Here is a 17696-nt window from a genome sequence, read left to right on the forward strand (position 1 = left end):
CTGGGGTTATTCCAAGTTCTTACACCAATCTCTGTGTGCAAAAAGAGACCTTAACGCCTGCAATCGATGTTAAGGTCTCTTGCGATACATGTATCAGGCGATTGTGAGCTCTGGCCTGCCCATGTCACTGAACATGCCCGCATAATATTTGACTTCGCCTGCCTCATTACGGATTGCCGTAATACTTAGCCATTCCTGATAGATTTCTCCGTTTTTCTTCCGATTCCAGATCTCGCCTTGCCAATATCCTTTTTCACGTAATTCCAGCCATAATTGGTCATAGAAACGTTTATCCTGTTTACCGGATTTCAGCAGGCTTGGCTTCTGTCCAACCGCCTCTTCAGCACTATAACCAGTGACCGCAGTAAAGGCCGGGTTCACGGATGTAATAACACTGTTCGTATCTGTGATCAGAATGGCTTCAATGGTACTCTCCAGAATGCTCGCAGATAACTGGAGTTTCTCCTGGTAGAACATCCAGATCACAAGTACAAGACTGACCAACGCAATCTGAGACAAAGCCATGAAACCAATGGCATAATGACCGGTCATGCTGTACAACAAAGTCAACATCAACGGAGGGAAGAATCCACCCAGTCCCCCCATAGCGGAGATCATTCCATTCGCTACACCTGGTTGTTTGACGAAATACATTGGCACTAATTTGAAAATGGTTCCGTTACCTGTCCCTGCGCATAATGCCACAGTCAGACATCCAATCGTGTAGATATAGAATGATGGCGCGAAGGATAATACAATCGCTGCGATCGTTAATCCGCCGAACACAAACATTAATATTTTGAATGGATTAAATCGATCTCCAAGCCAACCTCCCACGGGCCTCATAATGGTTGCAACGAGAATGAATCCCGCTGTACGAATACCTGCATCGACTTTATCCATCTGAAAGTGACTAACTAGGAAATTCGGCAAGTACACCGTAAATGCCACGAACGAGCCAAATGTCAGAAAATAAAACAAGCAGAGCAACCATAGTTTATTGTTGCGTGATATGGCCTTCAGTTGCTGCATTAAAGGAGCGTTAACTCGTACTTCCTGTTTGTCACCCAGAACGAAATTCAGCGCCGCCATCCCTAATAGCAAAATACTGTAGAGCAGAACCGTCGTAGACCATCCCATACGATCAGCGATCAGCGGAGCTCCGAATGCAGACAGTGCTGTACCCAGGTTACCAATTCCGTAGATCCCGTTAACAAATCCATGTCGCTCTTTCGGATAATATTTGGGCAGTGAAGTTACACCGACGGAGAAGACAGCTCCCCCAATACCGAGGAACAATCCACCAATCACCAGATCACTGAACGACGTCGCACGGCTAATCCACCATACCGGGGCCAGCAGCAGGACAAAGCTGATCATGAAAATATTGCGTGCTCCATATCGATTCGTCCAATAACCAATCGGAATACGGGCAATCGATCCGATCAATACGGGAATCGCTGTCGCCCACGCAAGCTGGGAAGACGTAAGCGCAATATCTTCTTTAATAAATGGCATCAGAGATGACAGGATAACCCATACCATGAAACCCAGAACCAGACTTGCCGTTTGCAAGGGCAGTTGAACCTTTCCTTTATGTTGCATCTACATCGCCCTTTCCTTTTTTTGTTCCTGATTCGGATACACAGCACCATCTCTTCTGCGATACAGCACATAACTGCGTTTCAGATAACCCAGTGGCATACTCAACATGTGAACCAGACGTGTAAATGGAAACACGCAGTACAGTACAAAGGTAAGCAGAATGTGTACTTTGAAGTTCATCGGTACAGTCTGCATCAGAACGGGATCAGGCTGGAATACGATCAGACCGCGCAACCACGGATTAATCGTTGTTCGATAGTCAAAACCTGTGTGATTCACCGCATTAGCCGAGGTCGCCAGTATTCCGGTGACAATGACTATGATCAACATGGCAAGTGCCATCCAATCCCCGATGCTGCTTGTCGCCCGCACTCTGCGAGCAACATAACGGCGAACCAGCAAAATGACAGCACCTGCCAATGCAATGATCCCCGCAGGCAGTCCTCCTGCGATAGCCATCAAGTGATATCCTTCATCACTCAGTCCAATCCAGCGATAGAACTCCACTGGAACAAGCAAACCGGCAATATGTCCACAGATTACAGCGAATATCCCGATATGGAAGAGTAAACTGCCCCATTTTAGCATGCGTTTCTCCAACATCTCACTGGACTTTGACGTCCAACTGAAAGGATTCGTCACATAACGCCAGATTGTCGCCGTAATACAGAAAACAATGACCATATAGGGAAGAGCGCCCCATAACAACAGTTCCAGTGTACTCACCGATTCCCCCTCCTCATCTGGGCAGCGATCTGCATAAGATCTGCAGGTTGTTGGTTAACTGTCTCTTCTTGTTCTGGCACATCAGGGGCAGGAGGCTCAGGAATGACCTGTAACATCAGACTGAGCAATGGTCCATATGGGCTGTTCTGTCCCGTAATGCTTTCGCTCATTGTGACCAACGCCTTATGGCAACTGGAGAGCACCCCTAAGGCATCTTCCTCGGGAGCCTCAGCTACAAATTCAAGCACCATAGGCAAATAGTCCGGCAACTCACTCACTTCCATATAAAATCCCGCAGCTTCATATCTGCGTTTCAATTCAATCAGAGCCGGGCCCCGATCCCGTTCATCGCCATGAAGAGCATACGTGAGATAGAGGTTACACTTTTTATCAAAATCGAATGTACGAACATAGGAATCCTGCCATTCAATCGAGCTTACCGCCTGTGCTTCATCTACAAATGTCGACAGAATCTGCTTCCCTGTCTCATCCGAAATGGACTGTATGGCTTCCTGAACACCCGATAGTCCCTCTCTCCACGCTGTATCCGGATATTGCAACAGGTAGGAGATCAGTTTGCAGACCATTCTTCTCGTATCCGCATCGTAAACCAGAGTCTGACCTGTTCCTTCATTGGGTTCGATCGTCATCGTCTCCTTTCCCATCAAAATACCCCACAAGAACCTGGACCACCTGCAAAATCAAGTCCGCAGCTGCCCTGTTCGCTGAAGAGATCTTCCACTTCCTCACGGTGGGCTGGCGGGATGACAAAACGATCATTATACTTCGCAATCGCGAGCAGTCGGTACATGTCCTCCACTTCCTGTGCATCCATACCCACTCTTTCCAGCAATGCCGATTCACTGGTCTTACCCGTCTGCTGATTACGCATGTGAATGCGCATAACTGCCATCTTCCGCAGGACCTCACGAATTCGATCCGTATCTCCTGCTGTAAGCAGATTGGCAAGATACTCCACCGGAATACGCATGTTATCAATCGCAGGGAAAATATCATTAGCCTCCAGTGAACTTCCCTGTCCCTCTACCCGATTGGTAATCGGGCTAAGCGGTGGAATGTACCATACCATTGGCATGGTGCGGTATTCCGGATGAAGCGGGAGCGCAATTTTCCAGTCGATAACCATTTTATAAATAGGGGACTGCTGCGCTGCAACAATCCAATCCTCTGGAATTCCGGCCTCACGCGCTTCGCGGATCACCTCAGGATCATTTGGATCAAGGAAAATATCCATTTGGGATTCATAGAGATCCTGGTCATTTTCAACTGAAGCAGCGGCTTCAACACGGTCTGCATCATACAGCATCAGGCCGATATAACGGATACGTCCCACACAGGTCTCGGAACAGATCGTTGGCAGACCCGCTTCAATCCGCGGGAAACATAGCGTACATTTCTCGGCTTTGTTTGTCTGCCAATTGAAATAGACCTTCTTGTAAGGACAGCTCGATACACAGAATCTCCATGCGCGGCATGCATTTTGGTCAACCAGTACAATCCCGTCTTCTTCCCGTTTGTACATCGCTCCGGAAGGACAGGAGGACACACAGGCCGGGTTAAGGCAGTGTTCACAGATCCGTGGCAGATACATCATAAATACCTGTTCAAAATCCATTTTGATCGAATCCTCGACACCCTTCATGTTGGGGTCTTCCATCCCGGTTACATGGGCACCTGCCAGATCATCCTCCCAGTTAGGTCCCCACTCCAGATTCATATATTCACCGGTAATCTGGGATTTCGGTCTTGCTACAGGCTGATGTTTTTTCTCCGGGCTGTTCGTCAGTTTCTCATACTCGTAGGTCCATGGCTCGTAATAATCATCAATTGTAGGCTGATCCGGGTTATGGAAAATGTTAAGCAAGCGTCTTGCCCGTGTGCCGGACTTCAATTCCAGTTTGCCATTCTTCATCTCCCAGCCACCGCGATAACGCTCCTGGTCCTCCCATTGTTTCGGATAACCCACCCCTGGCTTGGTCTCTACATTGTTCCAGTACATATATTCTGCACCTGGACGATTGGTCCAGGTGTTTTTGCACGTAACACTACATGTATGGCACCCTATGCATTTGTCCAGATTCATGACCATACTGACTTGTGCTTTAATCTTCAAGCCAATCCACCTCCTGCAGTTTTCTTATGATGACATTGAGGTCACGCTGATTGCCTGTCGGGCCATAGTAGTTGAAGCCATAACTTAACTGGGCATAACCACCGATCATATGGGTGGGCTTCACATGAATACGTGTCGGACTGTTATGCGTACCCCCACGTGTCTGTGATATTTTGGTGCCCGGAACATTAATATGACGGTCCTGAGCGTGATACATGAATGCCATGCCGCGAGGAATACGGTGCGTCACTACGGCTCGGGCAACGACTACTCCGTTACGGTTGAAACATTCGATCCAGTCGTTGTCAACCAGTCCGGCTTCTTCTGCATCTTCGTAGTTCATCCAGATTGTCGGGCCACCTCGGAACAACGTCAGCATCGGCAGCGCATCATAGTACATACTGTGGATCGACCACTTATTATGCGGTGTCAGGTAGTTCAGGACAATCTCCTTTCCCCCTTCGATCGGACGTTTGCTGTTTGGATGGAACGGTGTATGCTTCAGCACAGGTTTAAATGTCGCTAATGTCTCTCCGAACTCGCGGAGCATCGCATGATCAATATAGAACTGCTGTCTGCCCGTCAATGTACGCCATGGAATCAGGCGCTCCACATTGGTGGTGAATGGCGAATATCGACGTCCGCCTTTTTCCGATCCGCTGAATGCAGGCGAGGTAATGACCGTTTTCGGTTTGGAAGTGATCTCGTCAAACGTAAAACATTCCTCAGACCGTTCCTCAGCCAAATCTTTCAGATGCAATGCTGTTTTCTGTTCAAGCGCTTCCCACGCACGCACAGCCATCTTGCCGTTCGTTGTACTGGACAAGGTCAGAATGGCCTCAGCAACATTACGGTCTGTGCTCAGATCCGGACATCCTTGTCCAACGCCATCTTTACGATGCACGCCCAGGATGCCCTTGAGTTTTTCATACTCTTCACTGGCAGACCAGGATATGCCTTTGGTACCGATTGGTTTATCCTTCACCACAGGTCCAAGGCTGATCATTTTGTTATATACGGCAGCATAGTCACGTTCCACGACCTGAATATGCGGCATCGTTTTCCCCGGGATTGCTTCACATTCTCCCTCGCTCCAGTCTTTGATCTCTCCGTACGGTTGAGCAAGCTCATCTGGTGAATCATGCAACAGCGGTGTAGCTATGATCTCCTTCTGTGGACCATCAAATTGCTGCACAGCCATCTCGGAGAATACACGTGCAATTTCCTTGAAGGTATCCCAGTCCGAACGGGATTCCCACTGCGTGGCTACAGCCGGATTAAATGGATGAACGAACGGATGCATATCCGTACTGCTCAGATCGCTTTTCTCATACCAGGTCGCTGCTGGCAGCACAATATCGGAATACATCGCCGTACCTGCCATCCGGAAATCCATATTGATCATCAGGTCGAGTTTGCCTTCCGGTGCTTCATCCACCCATTCCACATGCTCTGGGCGCAGTCCATGATCGTCATCATTCAGCAATCCGTTCGTTGCACCGAGCAGATGCTTGAGGAAATACTCATGTCCTTTGCCGGAACTTGAGATCAGATTCGCTCTCCAGACAAATAGTACACGCGGGAAGTTCGCTGGATCATCGGGTTGCTCGATTGAGAACTTCAGATTTTTGTTCTGCAATTCAGAGGCTACATAAGCACCGATCTCTTCCTTCGTCATTGCTCCAGCCTGCAGTGCATCCTGATGCAGATCAATTGAGTTACGATTGAATTGTGGATAAGATGGAAGCCAGCCCATACGCGCAGCCATCACATTATAATCAGCCACATGCTGGAACCTCGGTTCACCCTCAAGCGCCGAAGTCAATTCTCCTACTTGGGTCTCCTCGTATCTCCATTGATCTGTTGCAAAGTAGAAGAAAGATGTTCCGTTCTGCAGACGTGCAGGTCCGGTCCAGTCACGAGCAAAGGCAATCGTCTGCCAGCCTTCAGCCGGACGCAGTTTTTCTTGACCAACATAGTGCGCCCAACCTCCACCGTTCACACCCTGACAGCCTGTCATCAGTATTAAGTTAATGATGGCGCGATAGATGACGTCGGAGTTGTACCAGTGATTAATACCGGCTCCCATGATGATCATGGAACGCCCTTTGGTATCGATCGCATTTTGTGCAAACTCACGTGCAATCTGTACGACAGTCTCTTCGTCCACACCAGTGATTTTCTCTTGCCACGCTGGGGTGAATGGTTTTACCTGTGGTGCATTCAAGATGTCGTCTCCACGGTGAACACGTACACTCAACTGCACCGCACCAGTGACTACTTCTGCTGAATCCGTAGAACGTGTCATTTCACGTTCAATTCCGTATTTGGCAAGTACCAGATCGTATACGGATGTTACCATAATCCATCTGTTTCCCAGCCAAATCTGGCGTACAGGAATCTGCCGCTTCATGACATGTTTTCCCTCATCATCAAAGTACGGCAGTTGAATGGTTACGAGATCATGATGGACTCCGAGCATGGATAGTCTTGGATCAATCGGCTCACCGTTCTCCACCTGTTCCATTTTGAGATTCCATGTGCCTTCTTCACCCCAACGGAAGCCCAAACTTCCTTTTGGCATCGCATAGGTTCCACTGTTCTCATCGTATACAAGCGTTTTCCATGCCATATTGTTGCCCGTAATACCCAGGTCTTCCCCAACGAGAAATCTGCCTGCTGTGTGTATGCCGTCCTTTTCTTCCACAATCAGCAGATTTGGAAAGTCCGTATACTGTTTGGCATATTGCATGAAATAGTCCGTGGGCTTTTCAATATAAAACTCTTTCAGGATGACATGGCCCATAGCCATCGCCAGAGCGCCGTCCGTTCCTTGTTTTACCGACATCCATGTATCTGCAAATTTCACATATTCCGCATAATCCGGGCTGATCGATACCACTTTCGTTCCCCGATAACGTGCTTCAGCCAGGAAGTGGGCATCCGGTGTCCGCGTCATTGGCAGATTAGAGCCCCATACCAGAATGTATCCCGAGTTGTACCAGTCACTGCTCTCCGGCACATCCGTTTGATCGCCCCAGATCTGAGGTGAAGCCGGCGGCAGATCCGCATACCAGTCGTAGAAACTGAGCAATGGTGATCCCATCAGGGACAAGAACCGTGACCCTGCTGCATAACTGACCATCGACATGGCAGGAATTGGAGAGAAACCAATAATCCGGTCCGGTCCGTATTCTTTGATCGTATGAATCAGCGAAGCGGCAATAATCTGCGTCACTTCACCCCATGACGCGCGAATTAATCCACCTTTACCACGTACAGATTTGTATCTTTTCACTTTGGCCGGATCATCCGCAATACTGGACCATGCTTGAACCGGGTCACCATGTGTCTGAAGCGCATCACGCCACATGTCCAGCAGCGCACCACGAACGTAAGGATGTTTGACACGCAGCGGGCTGTACAGATACCATGAGAAACTCGCTCCACGTGGACAACCTCGTGGCTCAAATTCCGGCATATCCGGTCCGGTTGAAGGATAGTCGGTAGCCTGCGTTTCCCAAGTGACAATGCCGTCTTTCACATAGATCTGCCAGCTGCATGATCCGGTACAATTGACGCCATGCGTGGAACGCACCACTTTGTCATGCTGCCAGCGGCGGCGGTAGATATCTTCCCAATCCCGGTTGACCGGGGACATCTCACTCCAGCCCTCCGCACTTTTTTCACGTTTGGCAAAATATTTGAGTTTGCCCATCCAGGGCATGCTTTTGTTACTCATTGTTGTCCTCCCACATATATGACCTGTTGATGCAAGTTGAATCCTGAACTGCTGTTGCTAACCTCCGATTTGCGACATATGTCGCAGCGTTGGCGTGCCGTCAATCTGTTGCCCGTTTAAGGCTTTTAACATGTCATGTGTTTCGGGTTTGGCTCCGAGCGCCTTGTAAAATAAATCCTGCACCGCCTTGTCATCACCTACGAGTGGACGAACATTGAACTCATCCGACCAGTAAAGACAAGGTTTGATATTTCCGTCTGCCGTCAGTCTAAGCCGATTGCATTTCCCGCAGAAATGGCTGCTCACCGGGTGAATCAGACCAAAGGTTCCGGCAGCTCCCACAATGCGATAACTGTCTGCAGGACCATTCCCATAAATCTCTCCACAGCTTTCGTAATCCCATCGTGCTTCACATGTTTCCAGCACATGTTCGAGGGGCATATACCCTGATCTCCAACCTTCTCCAATTTCTCCAATAGGCATGTACTCAATAAAACGAATATGAATGGGTTCATCCCGGGTCATCTTCAGAAAATCTTCCACCTCATCGTCGTTCACGCCTTTCATCAGCACCACGTTCAGCTTGATCGGATGAAATCCGGCCTTTTGGCTGGCCTTAATGCCTTCCAGCACACGCTGCACCTTGCCGCCTCGAGTAATGCTTGCGAATCGTTCTGGCTTCAAAGAATCCAGGCTTATGTTCACCCGGGTTAACCCGGCAGCCTTCAGCAGATCCGCATAAGCTGCTAAATAGACGCCATTGGTTGTCAATGCGATGTCCTCAATTCCCGGAATAGCGGATAACATCGCAATCAGTTGATCCAGCCCCTTGCGAACAAGAGGCTCCCCTCCGGTCAAACGCAATTTCCGAATGCCCAGTGGAGCAAGCACCTTAACGATGGACGTGATTTCTTCATAGGACAGGATGCGTTCTGGCGGTTCAAACTGCATTCCTTCCTCCGGCATGCAATACACACAGCGGAGATTACAGCGATCCGTAACCGAGATTCTCAAATAATCATGCACTCTTCCAAACGGGTCCATTAATTTTGACTCCATACACGTACCTCCCTTCTCTAGGGTGCTGTCTTAACATCAGCCGAAGGAGGAACCTGCTCTTCCTCTCATCTAGTGTCATCTTGACGCTAAATATAAGGATGTCTCGATCAGCGAACTGTGCAAAATATCACAAGAAGTGAAACATAGCGCATAGTTGCACATCTATATATGCTCCGCAACCCTTTTCCAAACAGGATTGTGGTCTAAATAAGGCGAAATTATGGCAAAAAGAAATATGTGAGCCTGCTCACACAGACCCCTCCTCACGTTTTCTATAATCAAATTGCAGCACCACACTATCCCAATTTGGAGGAATGACACATGAACACATACGCAGCAACCATTAATGCCACGGAGTATCCACCGCATTTGAAACATAAAGTTATTTTCGAAACGTTTGATCAGTTGCAACCACAGGAATCCATGCTGCTCATCAATGATCACGATCCAAAGCCACTTCGATTCCAGTTCCAGTCCACACATCCTGATGGCTTCAACTGGGAGTATATTGAGCAGGGCCCTACAACCTTTCAGGTCAAGATCAGCAAACTATAGATTGGAGCTGAACCGCTATGGCCCACGTTGAAATGATTGACGATACTACACTTCGCATCACGCTGAGGTTGGAAGATGCCACAACAATGGTGCAGATAGCACAGCGTGAGCAGGCCGAATATGCACAAGAGATTGTTACCATTTACGAAAAAATGCCTGTGTTCGAATATACTCATTTCTGTTTTTACGCCTATGACAGTGCAAGACTATTTGAGCGTGTACTCGGCATGGACCCCAAAGCCTATCTGTCCTTTTCCCTCGATGCGCCGGAGTCATTCTTCTACGCGCTGTACGGTGGAATGGCCGCCCTTTATGAATCATCTCTACAGTTGGTACAACAGGCGGATGTAGCTAGCGCAGGATCGGATGTGAACGTACATGTCTCCATCTGATGTCCATATTGTTGAATTGGATGTGCGTCCTCATCTGAGTAAAAAGTTGGAGCCGTTTCAACTGATCATGGACACGGTCAAAGGCCTTCAGCATGAAGATGTCTTTGTACTCCATGCTCCATTCAAACCAACGCCTCTACTCGCTATTCTCAAGATGAAAGGATACTCCAGCACATCGGAACGAAAAGGTTCAGATCACTGGATTACCACGTTTGTACACAAAAAAAATAAAACCGGCGCAAAAGTATTATCTGCAATGGTTTTATCTGAATCGGAAGTCGATTCTGTGCCCGATTCAGACGGAGAATCAGCTTCATGCAAAGGCCATCCAGAGGAGCAAGCTGTTGCGATTGAAAACTTTGAATCCCTACAGGCGCCAACCGTTATACTGGACAATCGCGGATTGGAACCGCCACAACCCATGATGCGAACCCTTGCCGCACTGGAGCGTTGCAAACCTGGGGAAGTCGTACTGATTCATAATGACCGTGTGCCAGTCTTCTTGATTGAAGAGTTAAATAATCTCGGTTGCCCCTTCACGGTTGAGGATCAAGCCGATGGTACGGCCAAAGTGAGAATTGAAAAAGGGTAAGGAGGCGAAAGCCATGTCCAGGTTGCCGTTTCTTTTTATCATCACGGGCATCTTTGGATTTGTAATGTATCACGCATTCTCCCTGCTCTCGCTGACAGGTTGGCTTGGTGATGAACTCAGAGGACCCGAAGGCTGGTTTCATGCCCATCTGTTTGTGCTCGGGTGGGCAACCATGCTGGCTATGGGTGCCGTTTATCAGTTGATACATGTTATTTTGCAATCCAATATCTACAGTCTGGTTCTCGGTTATTGTCATTATGTCTTGTTCAGTATCGGAATCGTGGGCATGTTATACGGCTTCATTCGTGCAGATGTCATCTGGATTGCCGGTTCTGCGACACTCGCGCTCTCTGGCATCCTGTTGTTCGGATGGAATATGGCCGTTACCCTCTTCCGTGCCTCACAATGGAATCCGGTAACGATTAGTGCAGCATGTTCGTGTCTTTATCTGGTTCTTACCGGGCTATCCGGTATGCTGATGGGTCTGAATTTTGCCTTTGGTGATTGGAATGGTATGCATGAACGCTTGTTCGGCGCACATATCTGGATGGGAACACTCGGCTGGTTTGGCATGTTAATTACCGGATTCAGTTACAAAATGCTATCCATGTTCTACCTGTCCCACAATTATTCCATTCGATTACAGAAAGTGGTCCTGGTTCTATGGAATGCAGCTGTAATTACAGGCGTTGTCGCATTTCTCACAGGTATCATGGGAGGCTTGCTCTGGTTCGCGCTCTTGCTCCTAACTGCAGCCCTACTCTTCTACGTGTATCACTTGGAGCAGATTCAGGAAAAACGTCACAAAAGCAACCCCGGCCCAGGCATTCGCTGGTCTGTCTATGTAAGTCGTGCCTTTGCCGTATATGCTGTCGCCCTACTGATCTATTCCGCGCAAGGAACCGAACTGCTGCTCCATCCAAGGGTTGTTCTGCTGTCTGGATGGGTATATCTCGGGGGCTGGGTGTCCCTCACCATACTCGGATATGCCTCCAAAATCGTGCCTTTTCTCTGGTGGACCCATAAATATGGCAAGCAGGCAGGCAGACCCGGAACACCGCTAATGGCTGGTATGCTGAGTGAACGGAACGTCAATTGGGGGATGATCGCCATGGTGGCTGGAAGCCTTCTGCTAGTCAGTGGAATTCTGATTAATCTGGCAGAGGTTATGATGGTTGGAGGAACAATCTTATCTCTGGTTTCCATCGTTTATATAACAAATATTGCTTTGGTATTCAGACGTTAATGTTAATAAAATGGACTGGAGAGTGAACATGATGGAACAAACCACGCATTTGCTGGAATGTCTCAAAGAAGTATATGACCCTGAATTAGGTGTTAATATCGTTGACCTTGGTCTGGTGTATGAAGTAAGGGAAGAAGCTGAACGAGTACATGTACGGATGACGTTAACTACACCAGGTTGTCCGCTGCACGATACCATCGTTGGTGCGGTGAAATGGGTTTTGCAGGAAAATACAAATAAGACCGATATTGATGTTCAAGTCGTGTGGGAGCCACAGTGGTCTCCACAGCTGATGTCAAATGAAGCCAAGGAAATGCTGGGATACTTCTAGGCAGAATGACTATAGACCGGATGAATGAACAAGTTCCTGGTGGAATATGAAGAAGCGTACTTAAATCTGATGTTCTCAGACTCAAGTATGCTTTTTGTTTTGCGATGGGAACATACACTTGATTAAGGTATTCTTGAATAAAAAATAAATAAGGAAACTCCAGAATAGAGTTCCCCTTATATTGGTGTCGAGCAGTGAATCATTTTATCGATTCCTTGATATTAGATCTTAGATGTCCTTTGCATACGATGCTGCTGGTACTTTATTTAACACCACGAACAAACGGACCTCTTGATCTCCTGTATTACGGAATGCAAACTCCACTTCACCGCCGCAATGAATTACATCCTCTTGTTTCACCTCTTGTTCTTTTCCATCCAGCATAAGTGTGCCTGTGCCTTCGACCACCAGCAAAATAACGTCTGTGCCCGGATGTTTATGGACGGGAAGCTGTTGTCCTGGCAGAAAATGAAGGACAAAGGTCACTCCACCACCCTGTTGGAATAAAACACGTTTCGTAAACCGGTCCTCACTAAATGTTTTAACTTCTTGCAATGACGTGATACTCATGATAATCGTCCTCCTGGATAATATAATCTGTGAATGCATTCATCTTATCGCAAGAAAGCCCGCATTTCCTTGATCTGAATCAAGAAAAGCGGGCAATGAACAGATCACGGTTGGTCCCTTATGATCATTCGTTTCCTGGAGGATTACACCATCATTTTGCGCAGAGAAGCGATATATCTCGAACGTATAATGATGAAATAAAACGTCTGTGCAAGTACAAAGGCACCAAATACAGTCAATACCGGCATCGTATAATTGGTAATCCCGAATTCAGTAAGGAATGGCTTAACTACGACCAAAGTTTCAATGATAGCTACCCCAATCGGTAAAAAGAACAGAATGGCAATCTGAACGGTGGATGATCGTTTCATCTCCTGGAAGCTGAGACCCATTTTCGAAAGAGAATGTACCATCTTTCCATCCGCTTCAAGATCGGTATGCAGCCTGAAATACAAAAAGCTTGCGGAAGAGATCGAGAAGATTAATCCGATAAATATGCCCAGGAAGGTAAAGAGTGCTGTACCCTGTCTGTATCTCTCAAAATCACCGTACCGCGTAGTCAGATATCCAGACTGGTTATCCGTTGAAGCGTTGGAATCCGCGGAGGATAGAAGCTGATCGCTAACCATGGCTTCCGAAGAGTGGCGATCAGGTATAGCATGGCCCCATGCAGAGATCTGATACAGATATTTACCAGATATCATATTTTCTTTGATCTGTTGAGCAATCTCTTCATACTTCTCATCCGGGAGGACAACTACACCTGTAGCATAGAGTAGGGTTCCAAACTGTGGATCGATATCTGTATCCGTAACCCGAGCTTCCAGTGGGCTATCGTTCAGATTCAACGTCAACTTGTCTCCCTTCGCATAATTACGAAATCTGTTGCGCTCGATCTGACCCTGATCCTTCTCATTGCGGGTATCCACAAATAAGACGGATCCGGCATCTAATTGGAACATCTTTCTCCCTTGTGTCCGATTGTATTGGTTGTAGTGACTAAGCGGCATAACCGAGACAGCACTCTGATCTGCAGAGGACCACAAATATTCCAGATATATCTGTTGATAATCTAAGCCTGCGGCTTCAAGTTTCGAATCAATAGCGCTCATATCCAATTGCTCTGTTGGTCTGAATACGTTGTATTGAATTGGAAAATCATTGTTCGTAAATTGTTCCCGGTTCTCCTGATCCAGAGACAAAATTACAACTGCACTCATTGAAGCAATCGCAATCACCACGGTCACCATAAAGAGCATGCGGGCATTATCCTTCATTTTATAACTCATCTCTGAGATCCATAACAGACGTGTACCATGCCATACGGTTTTACGATTACGCTTCAATAAACGGATGATGAGCACGGAAAGTTGTGAATAGAAAAAATACGTCCCGGCTATCCCTGTTACTGCCGCAATCATGATGCTTCCGCCATTTAACCCGCTGCGGAGTACCACAAAACCTACTGTAAGTAATGCAAAACCCAGAAGTGAGAAGAACCATGAAGCTTTCGGCTCTTTTTTAGGTTTGTTGGTCCCCGTCAAAAGTTCTAACGTCTGTTTGTTTCCGATAAAAACCAGTGTGAAGAGTGAAATGCAGAAAAATAATAACAGAAAAGCCCCGATCGTAATCAGAATCGCTTTCACGGGAAAATAAAAGGGCAGATCATCCATCCCGATAAAACGAGTGGTTAACATCAGGAACAGCTTGGACAACAACATACCTCCGCCGATACCGGCAATAATGGACAGGCATCCGATCAACATGTTCTCCAGAATGACCAATCTCCGAATCTGCCTGGGCTCGGCACCAAGTATGGTCAGAATGCCAAACTCTTTATTCCGTGATTTGAGAAAAGCACTGATGGAATACATAACAAAGAAAAATGCAAACACATATACGATAATCGAAGCGATCTGCATTCCCGTAGCGGTTGTGTCACCCATCGGCAACTCTGTCACATACGGATGATAAATGAACACCGCATAAGCGAAGAAGATCATGACCATAAACACACTACTTAGAAAAAAAGCAATATACGCTCGCCCATTCCGGCGAATATTGTTAAACGCGAATTGAGGAAAGCTCATGTGAATTCCCTCCCCAGAAGGATAAAGTATCAATGATCCGCTGGAAAAACGTCTGTCGATTATCTCCGCGGTGTACCTCGGCTGCCAGTTTTCCGTCCTTGATGAACACGATGCGGTTGCAATAACTTGCCGCAAGCGGGTCATGTGTGACCAACATAATGGTTGTTTTCTCCTGCTGGTTAATCTGTTCAAGCGACTCCATGACCGCTTGGGATGACGTAGAATCCAGGGCACCGGTGGGTTCATCCGCCAAAACAATCGAAGGCATATTAATCATGGATCTCGCTATGGCTGTCCGCTGTCGCTGTCCACCCGAAATTTCGTAGACTCGTTTATCCAGAATGTGATCAATCCCGAGCTTGGCTGTAATGCGATGTAGTCTGCTCTCCATCTCCTTCAGTTTGACCTTGTCCAGTGTCAATGGAAGTACAATATTCTCAGCAACCGTCAACGTGTCCAACAGATTGAAATCCTGAAAGACAAATCCGAGTTCCCGACGTCGGAACATGGCAAGTTCTTTCTTTTTCATATCAAAGGGGTTCATGCCATTAATCAGCACCTTGCCTGAGCTGGGTTCATCAATGGTGGAGACCATGTTTAACAATGTGGTTTTGCCACTACCCGACGGGCCCATAATACCCACAAACTCACCTTGCTTGATTGTCAGATGAATATCACTAAGGGCTTGCGTCTGCACTTTGCCCTGATATACTTTGTTCAGTCCCGATACCTGTAACATTTCCATACGTAATTCCCTCCTGATCCATCATTCTTTATACGTTAATTCTATTCTTATCCTAACCGACCTTCCCTAACGGTGCTATCGAATTACCTTAAACTTCTCTTACAGCCCGTTTAAGGTTTTGTTCCCCTACCTCCTCTATCACAATTCTGTGCATTAAAAAAGCACCTCGCCCATGGGCAAAGCGCTCTTCACTTCGGATATTTCGAATGAATCCAGCTGAATCTAACCAACGTTCCCTCATTCGGCTCGGAAAACAACTCGACACGGTTATCCAGGCGGTTACTGATCTCACGGACCAGATATAATCCCATTCCCGTTGATTCGTGGTATTGCCTGCCCCGTTCGCCTGTAAAATAGGGATTGAACACGCGATGAATATCTTCGGACGAGATGCCAATTCCCTCATCCTGAATGTCCAGGATTGTACGTTCTTCCTGCTTATAGCCTGTAATGATCACTTTTTTGCCTGATTTGCTATCGGAATAGTTCACGGCATTGGTCAGAATCTGGGTGAACATGAACCGCAGCCACTTGGAGTCACTATATATCTGAAGGTCGTCCTCCATACGAATATCCGGCGTAATGCCTCTGCGAATAAACAAACGTCGGTTCTCTGCAATGCTACTCCGAAGCACTTCTTGCAAAGACAACAGCTCCACACGAAAATCCCCTTCAAACTGTTCAAGCCTTGATGAATGCAAGACCATTTCAAGTCCTTTGCGCAGCTTATCCAGCTCATCCTGAATACTGCCAGCCGTCTCATCGTCCACATCTTCCAAGGTCAGTTGGATAATGGACAACGGGGTCTTCATCTGATGAACCCAGCGATTCATGAATACCACCTGCTGTTCCTTGCTAGTACGTAACTGACCCATCTCGTTCTGCCGATTACGCTCCAGTTCATGTAACAATTCCTGGATGGCTTCCGCCACGATCGAATTTCCAAGCGTTTGGAAAGGCTCGTTTACCAGTTTACGTGGTTGTTGAAGTAGACGATAATACGCTCGCAGCTGGAGGTAACGTATGACCAGATAGACCATCAGCACAACAGTACTGATCAGCATGCCGTAGAGGACAATCTTCATCGGGCGGCCCTCACCAGAGAGCCAGTAGACACACGGGACCAGCAGCATCTGTAACACATAAAATCCGACTAACATCAGGTGGTCTTTCAGGAAAAGTCTCATTTTCCTTTCCCCTGTGAGGATGAATCCAGTTCCAACACTCGATAACCCGCTCCGCGAACCGTCTCCAAAATCTCTTCTGCACCCAGTTCCTTCAACTTCCGGCGAACACGTGTAATATAAACATTCAACGTATTATCATCGATAAAATGCTGATCTTCCCACATCTGTTCCAGCAATTTTTCCCGACTGACAACTCGACCTGCCTTTGCCATCAGTGCTTCCACCAGTATCGCTTCCTTCTGTGTCAGCTCTGTTGAACGTTCCTCATACTCCAGTACAAATCGCTCAGGATAGAGGATCATGGGACCATTCTTCACTGTTACTTCCTGCTGAACAGCAGCGTAAGAACCATAGGCTCGACGCAGCTGACTTCGTACTTTGGCAAGAACGACTTCATATTGAAAAGGTTTCGTAATATAATCATCCGCTCCATGCTCCAACGCCATAATCTGATCCATACCGCTATCACGAGCCGATATGAATAAAATGGGACATATGGAATGTGTGCGTATCTGCCTGCACCAGTAGTATCCATCATATTGAGGCAAATTCACATCCATCAGCACAAGGTCCGGATTCATTTCCACAAATTCATCCAGTACATGACGAAAATCATCTATGACCTGTACCTGGAATCCATTTCGGGTCAGATAAGCCGCCAGCAATCCAGCTAGCTTGGCATCATCTTCAACCAACAATATCGACTGCATCGTTAACCCTCT

General features: G+C 47.3%; 16 protein-coding genes. 5 read left to right on the plus strand and 11 right to left on the minus strand.

Annotation, left to right across the window (positions count from 1 at the left end):
- Positions 1–93 precede the first annotated feature (93 nt).
- Genes AC6CIF_RS17820 through moaA form a run of 6 tightly spaced genes read right to left on the minus strand, consistent with a single transcriptional unit; the run spans position 94 to position 9266 of the window.
- Positions 94–1605: a nitrate/nitrite transporter gene (locus AC6CIF_RS17820; protein ID WP_405117787.1), complete on the minus strand. Its 1512-nt coding sequence runs from the start codon at positions 1603–1605 to the stop codon at positions 94–96.
- On the minus strand, positions 1606–2331 hold the full coding sequence (gene narI, locus AC6CIF_RS17825) for a respiratory nitrate reductase subunit gamma (protein ID WP_336764476.1): 726 nt from the start codon (positions 2329–2331) through the stop codon (positions 1606–1608).
- Positions 2328–3011, minus strand: coding sequence for a nitrate reductase molybdenum cofactor assembly chaperone (narJ, locus tag AC6CIF_RS17830; protein WP_498200791.1), 684 nt, complete (start codon positions 3009–3011; stop codon positions 2328–2330). The genes narI and narJ overlap by 4 nt, the downstream gene beginning before the upstream one ends.
- Positions 2996–4465, minus strand: a complete 1470-nt coding sequence (gene narH, locus AC6CIF_RS17835; RefSeq protein WP_482070227.1) for a nitrate reductase subunit beta — start codon at positions 4463–4465, stop codon at positions 2996–2998. Before narH ends, narJ begins: the two co-directional genes overlap by 16 nt.
- Entirely contained in the window at positions 4455–8207 is a 3753-nt protein-coding gene (locus AC6CIF_RS17840; RefSeq protein ID WP_498200793.1) for a nitrate reductase subunit alpha, read from the minus strand. Before AC6CIF_RS17840 ends, narH begins: the two co-directional genes overlap by 11 nt.
- Before the next feature lie 57 nt (positions 8208–8264).
- Positions 8265–9266: a GTP 3',8-cyclase MoaA gene (gene moaA, locus AC6CIF_RS17845; protein ID WP_498200795.1), complete on the minus strand. Its 1002-nt coding sequence runs from the start codon at positions 9264–9266 to the stop codon at positions 8265–8267.
- 321 nt (positions 9267–9587) lie between these two features.
- Between moaA and AC6CIF_RS17850 the strand changes: the two genes are divergently transcribed.
- Genes AC6CIF_RS17850 through AC6CIF_RS17870 form a run of 5 tightly spaced genes read left to right on the plus strand, consistent with a single transcriptional unit; the run spans position 9588 to position 12382 of the window.
- A complete protein-coding gene (locus AC6CIF_RS17850) occupies positions 9588–9821 on the plus strand; it encodes a DUF2249 domain-containing protein (RefSeq protein ID WP_036613358.1) in 234 nt (77 codons plus the stop codon).
- A gap of 17 nt (positions 9822–9838) precedes the next feature.
- Positions 9839–10213, plus strand: coding sequence for a hypothetical protein (locus tag AC6CIF_RS17855; RefSeq protein WP_498200797.1), 375 nt, complete (start codon positions 9839–9841; stop codon positions 10211–10213).
- Positions 10200–10805: a DUF2249 domain-containing protein gene (locus tag AC6CIF_RS17860; RefSeq protein WP_498200799.1), complete on the plus strand. Its 606-nt coding sequence runs from the start codon at positions 10200–10202 to the stop codon at positions 10803–10805. The genes AC6CIF_RS17855 and AC6CIF_RS17860 overlap by 14 nt, the downstream gene beginning before the upstream one ends.
- A 13-nt stretch (positions 10806–10818) precedes the next feature.
- The gene (locus tag AC6CIF_RS17865; protein ID WP_498200801.1) at positions 10819–12051 is read left to right on the plus strand and encodes a YceK/YidQ family lipoprotein; all 1233 of its coding nucleotides are present in this window, start codon (positions 10819–10821) and stop codon (positions 12049–12051) included.
- A 31-nt stretch (positions 12052–12082) separates the two neighbouring features.
- On the plus strand, positions 12083–12382 hold the full coding sequence (locus AC6CIF_RS17870; protein ID WP_076210332.1) for a metal-sulfur cluster assembly factor: 300 nt from the start codon (positions 12083–12085) through the stop codon (positions 12380–12382).
- Between the two features lie 228 nt (positions 12383–12610).
- Here AC6CIF_RS17870 and AC6CIF_RS17875 read toward each other — a convergent pair whose 3' ends face one another.
- The 5 genes from AC6CIF_RS17875 to AC6CIF_RS17895 form a co-directional block, all read right to left on the minus strand.
- The gene (locus tag AC6CIF_RS17875) at positions 12611–12952 is read right to left on the minus strand and encodes a cupin domain-containing protein (protein WP_498200803.1); all 342 of its coding nucleotides are present in this window, start codon (positions 12950–12952) and stop codon (positions 12611–12613) included.
- Between the two features lie 143 nt (positions 12953–13095).
- Positions 13096–15042, minus strand: a complete 1947-nt coding sequence (locus AC6CIF_RS17880; RefSeq protein ID WP_498200805.1) for an ABC transporter permease — start codon at positions 15040–15042, stop codon at positions 13096–13098.
- Positions 15017–15787, minus strand: a complete 771-nt coding sequence (locus AC6CIF_RS17885) for an ABC transporter ATP-binding protein (protein ID WP_498200807.1) — start codon at positions 15785–15787, stop codon at positions 15017–15019. The genes AC6CIF_RS17880 and AC6CIF_RS17885 overlap by 26 nt, the downstream gene beginning before the upstream one ends.
- Positions 15788–15975: 188 nt before the next feature.
- Entirely contained in the window at positions 15976–16974 is a 999-nt protein-coding gene (locus tag AC6CIF_RS17890; RefSeq protein ID WP_498200809.1) for a sensor histidine kinase, read from the minus strand.
- Positions 16971–17684 carry a response regulator transcription factor gene (locus AC6CIF_RS17895; RefSeq protein ID WP_076209991.1) on the minus strand — a complete coding sequence of 238 codons (714 nt, stop codon included), beginning with the start codon at positions 17682–17684 and terminating at the stop codon, positions 16971–16973. Before AC6CIF_RS17895 ends, AC6CIF_RS17890 begins: the two co-directional genes overlap by 4 nt.
- Positions 17685–17696: the final 12 nt, after the last annotated feature.

The organism is Paenibacillus sp. GQ49, assembly GCF_059759055.1.

Excerpts from the sequence above, each read along its gene's own strand:
- AC6CIF_RS17865 (WP_498200801.1), top strand. The coding sequence starts at position 10,819 with ATGTCCAGGTTGCCGTTTCTTTTTATCATCACGGGCATCTTTGGATTT.
- AC6CIF_RS17880 (WP_498200805.1), bottom strand. The coding sequence starts at position 15,042 with ATGAGCTTTCCTCAATTCGCGTTTAACAATATTCGCCGGAATGGGCGA.
- AC6CIF_RS17890 (WP_498200809.1), bottom strand. The coding sequence starts at position 16,974 with ATGAGACTTTTCCTGAAAGACCACCTGATGTTAGTCGGATTTTATGTG.
- AC6CIF_RS17895 (WP_076209991.1), bottom strand. The coding sequence starts at position 17,684 with ATGCAGTCGATATTGTTGGTTGAAGATGATGCCAAGCTAGCTGGATTG.
- AC6CIF_RS17820 (WP_405117787.1), bottom strand. The coding sequence starts at position 1,605 with ATGCAACATAAAGGAAAGGTTCAACTGCCCTTGCAAACGGCAAGTCTG.
- AC6CIF_RS17860 (WP_498200799.1), top strand. The coding sequence starts at position 10,200 with ATGTCTCCATCTGATGTCCATATTGTTGAATTGGATGTGCGTCCTCAT.
- AC6CIF_RS17840 (WP_498200793.1), bottom strand. The coding sequence starts at position 8,207 with ATGAGTAACAAAAGCATGCCCTGGATGGGCAAACTCAAATATTTTGCC.
- AC6CIF_RS17870 (WP_076210332.1), top strand. The coding sequence starts at position 12,083 with ATGGAACAAACCACGCATTTGCTGGAATGTCTCAAAGAAGTATATGAC.
- AC6CIF_RS17850 (WP_036613358.1), top strand. The coding sequence starts at position 9,588 with ATGAACACATACGCAGCAACCATTAATGCCACGGAGTATCCACCGCAT.
- AC6CIF_RS17855 (WP_498200797.1), top strand. The coding sequence starts at position 9,839 with ATGGCCCACGTTGAAATGATTGACGATACTACACTTCGCATCACGCTG.
- AC6CIF_RS17885 (WP_498200807.1), bottom strand. The coding sequence starts at position 15,787 with ATGGAAATGTTACAGGTATCGGGACTGAACAAAGTATATCAGGGCAAA.
- AC6CIF_RS17875 (WP_498200803.1), bottom strand. The coding sequence starts at position 12,952 with ATGAGTATCACGTCATTGCAAGAAGTTAAAACATTTAGTGAGGACCGG.
- moaA (WP_498200795.1), bottom strand. The coding sequence starts at position 9,266 with ATGGAGTCAAAATTAATGGACCCGTTTGGAAGAGTGCATGATTATTTG.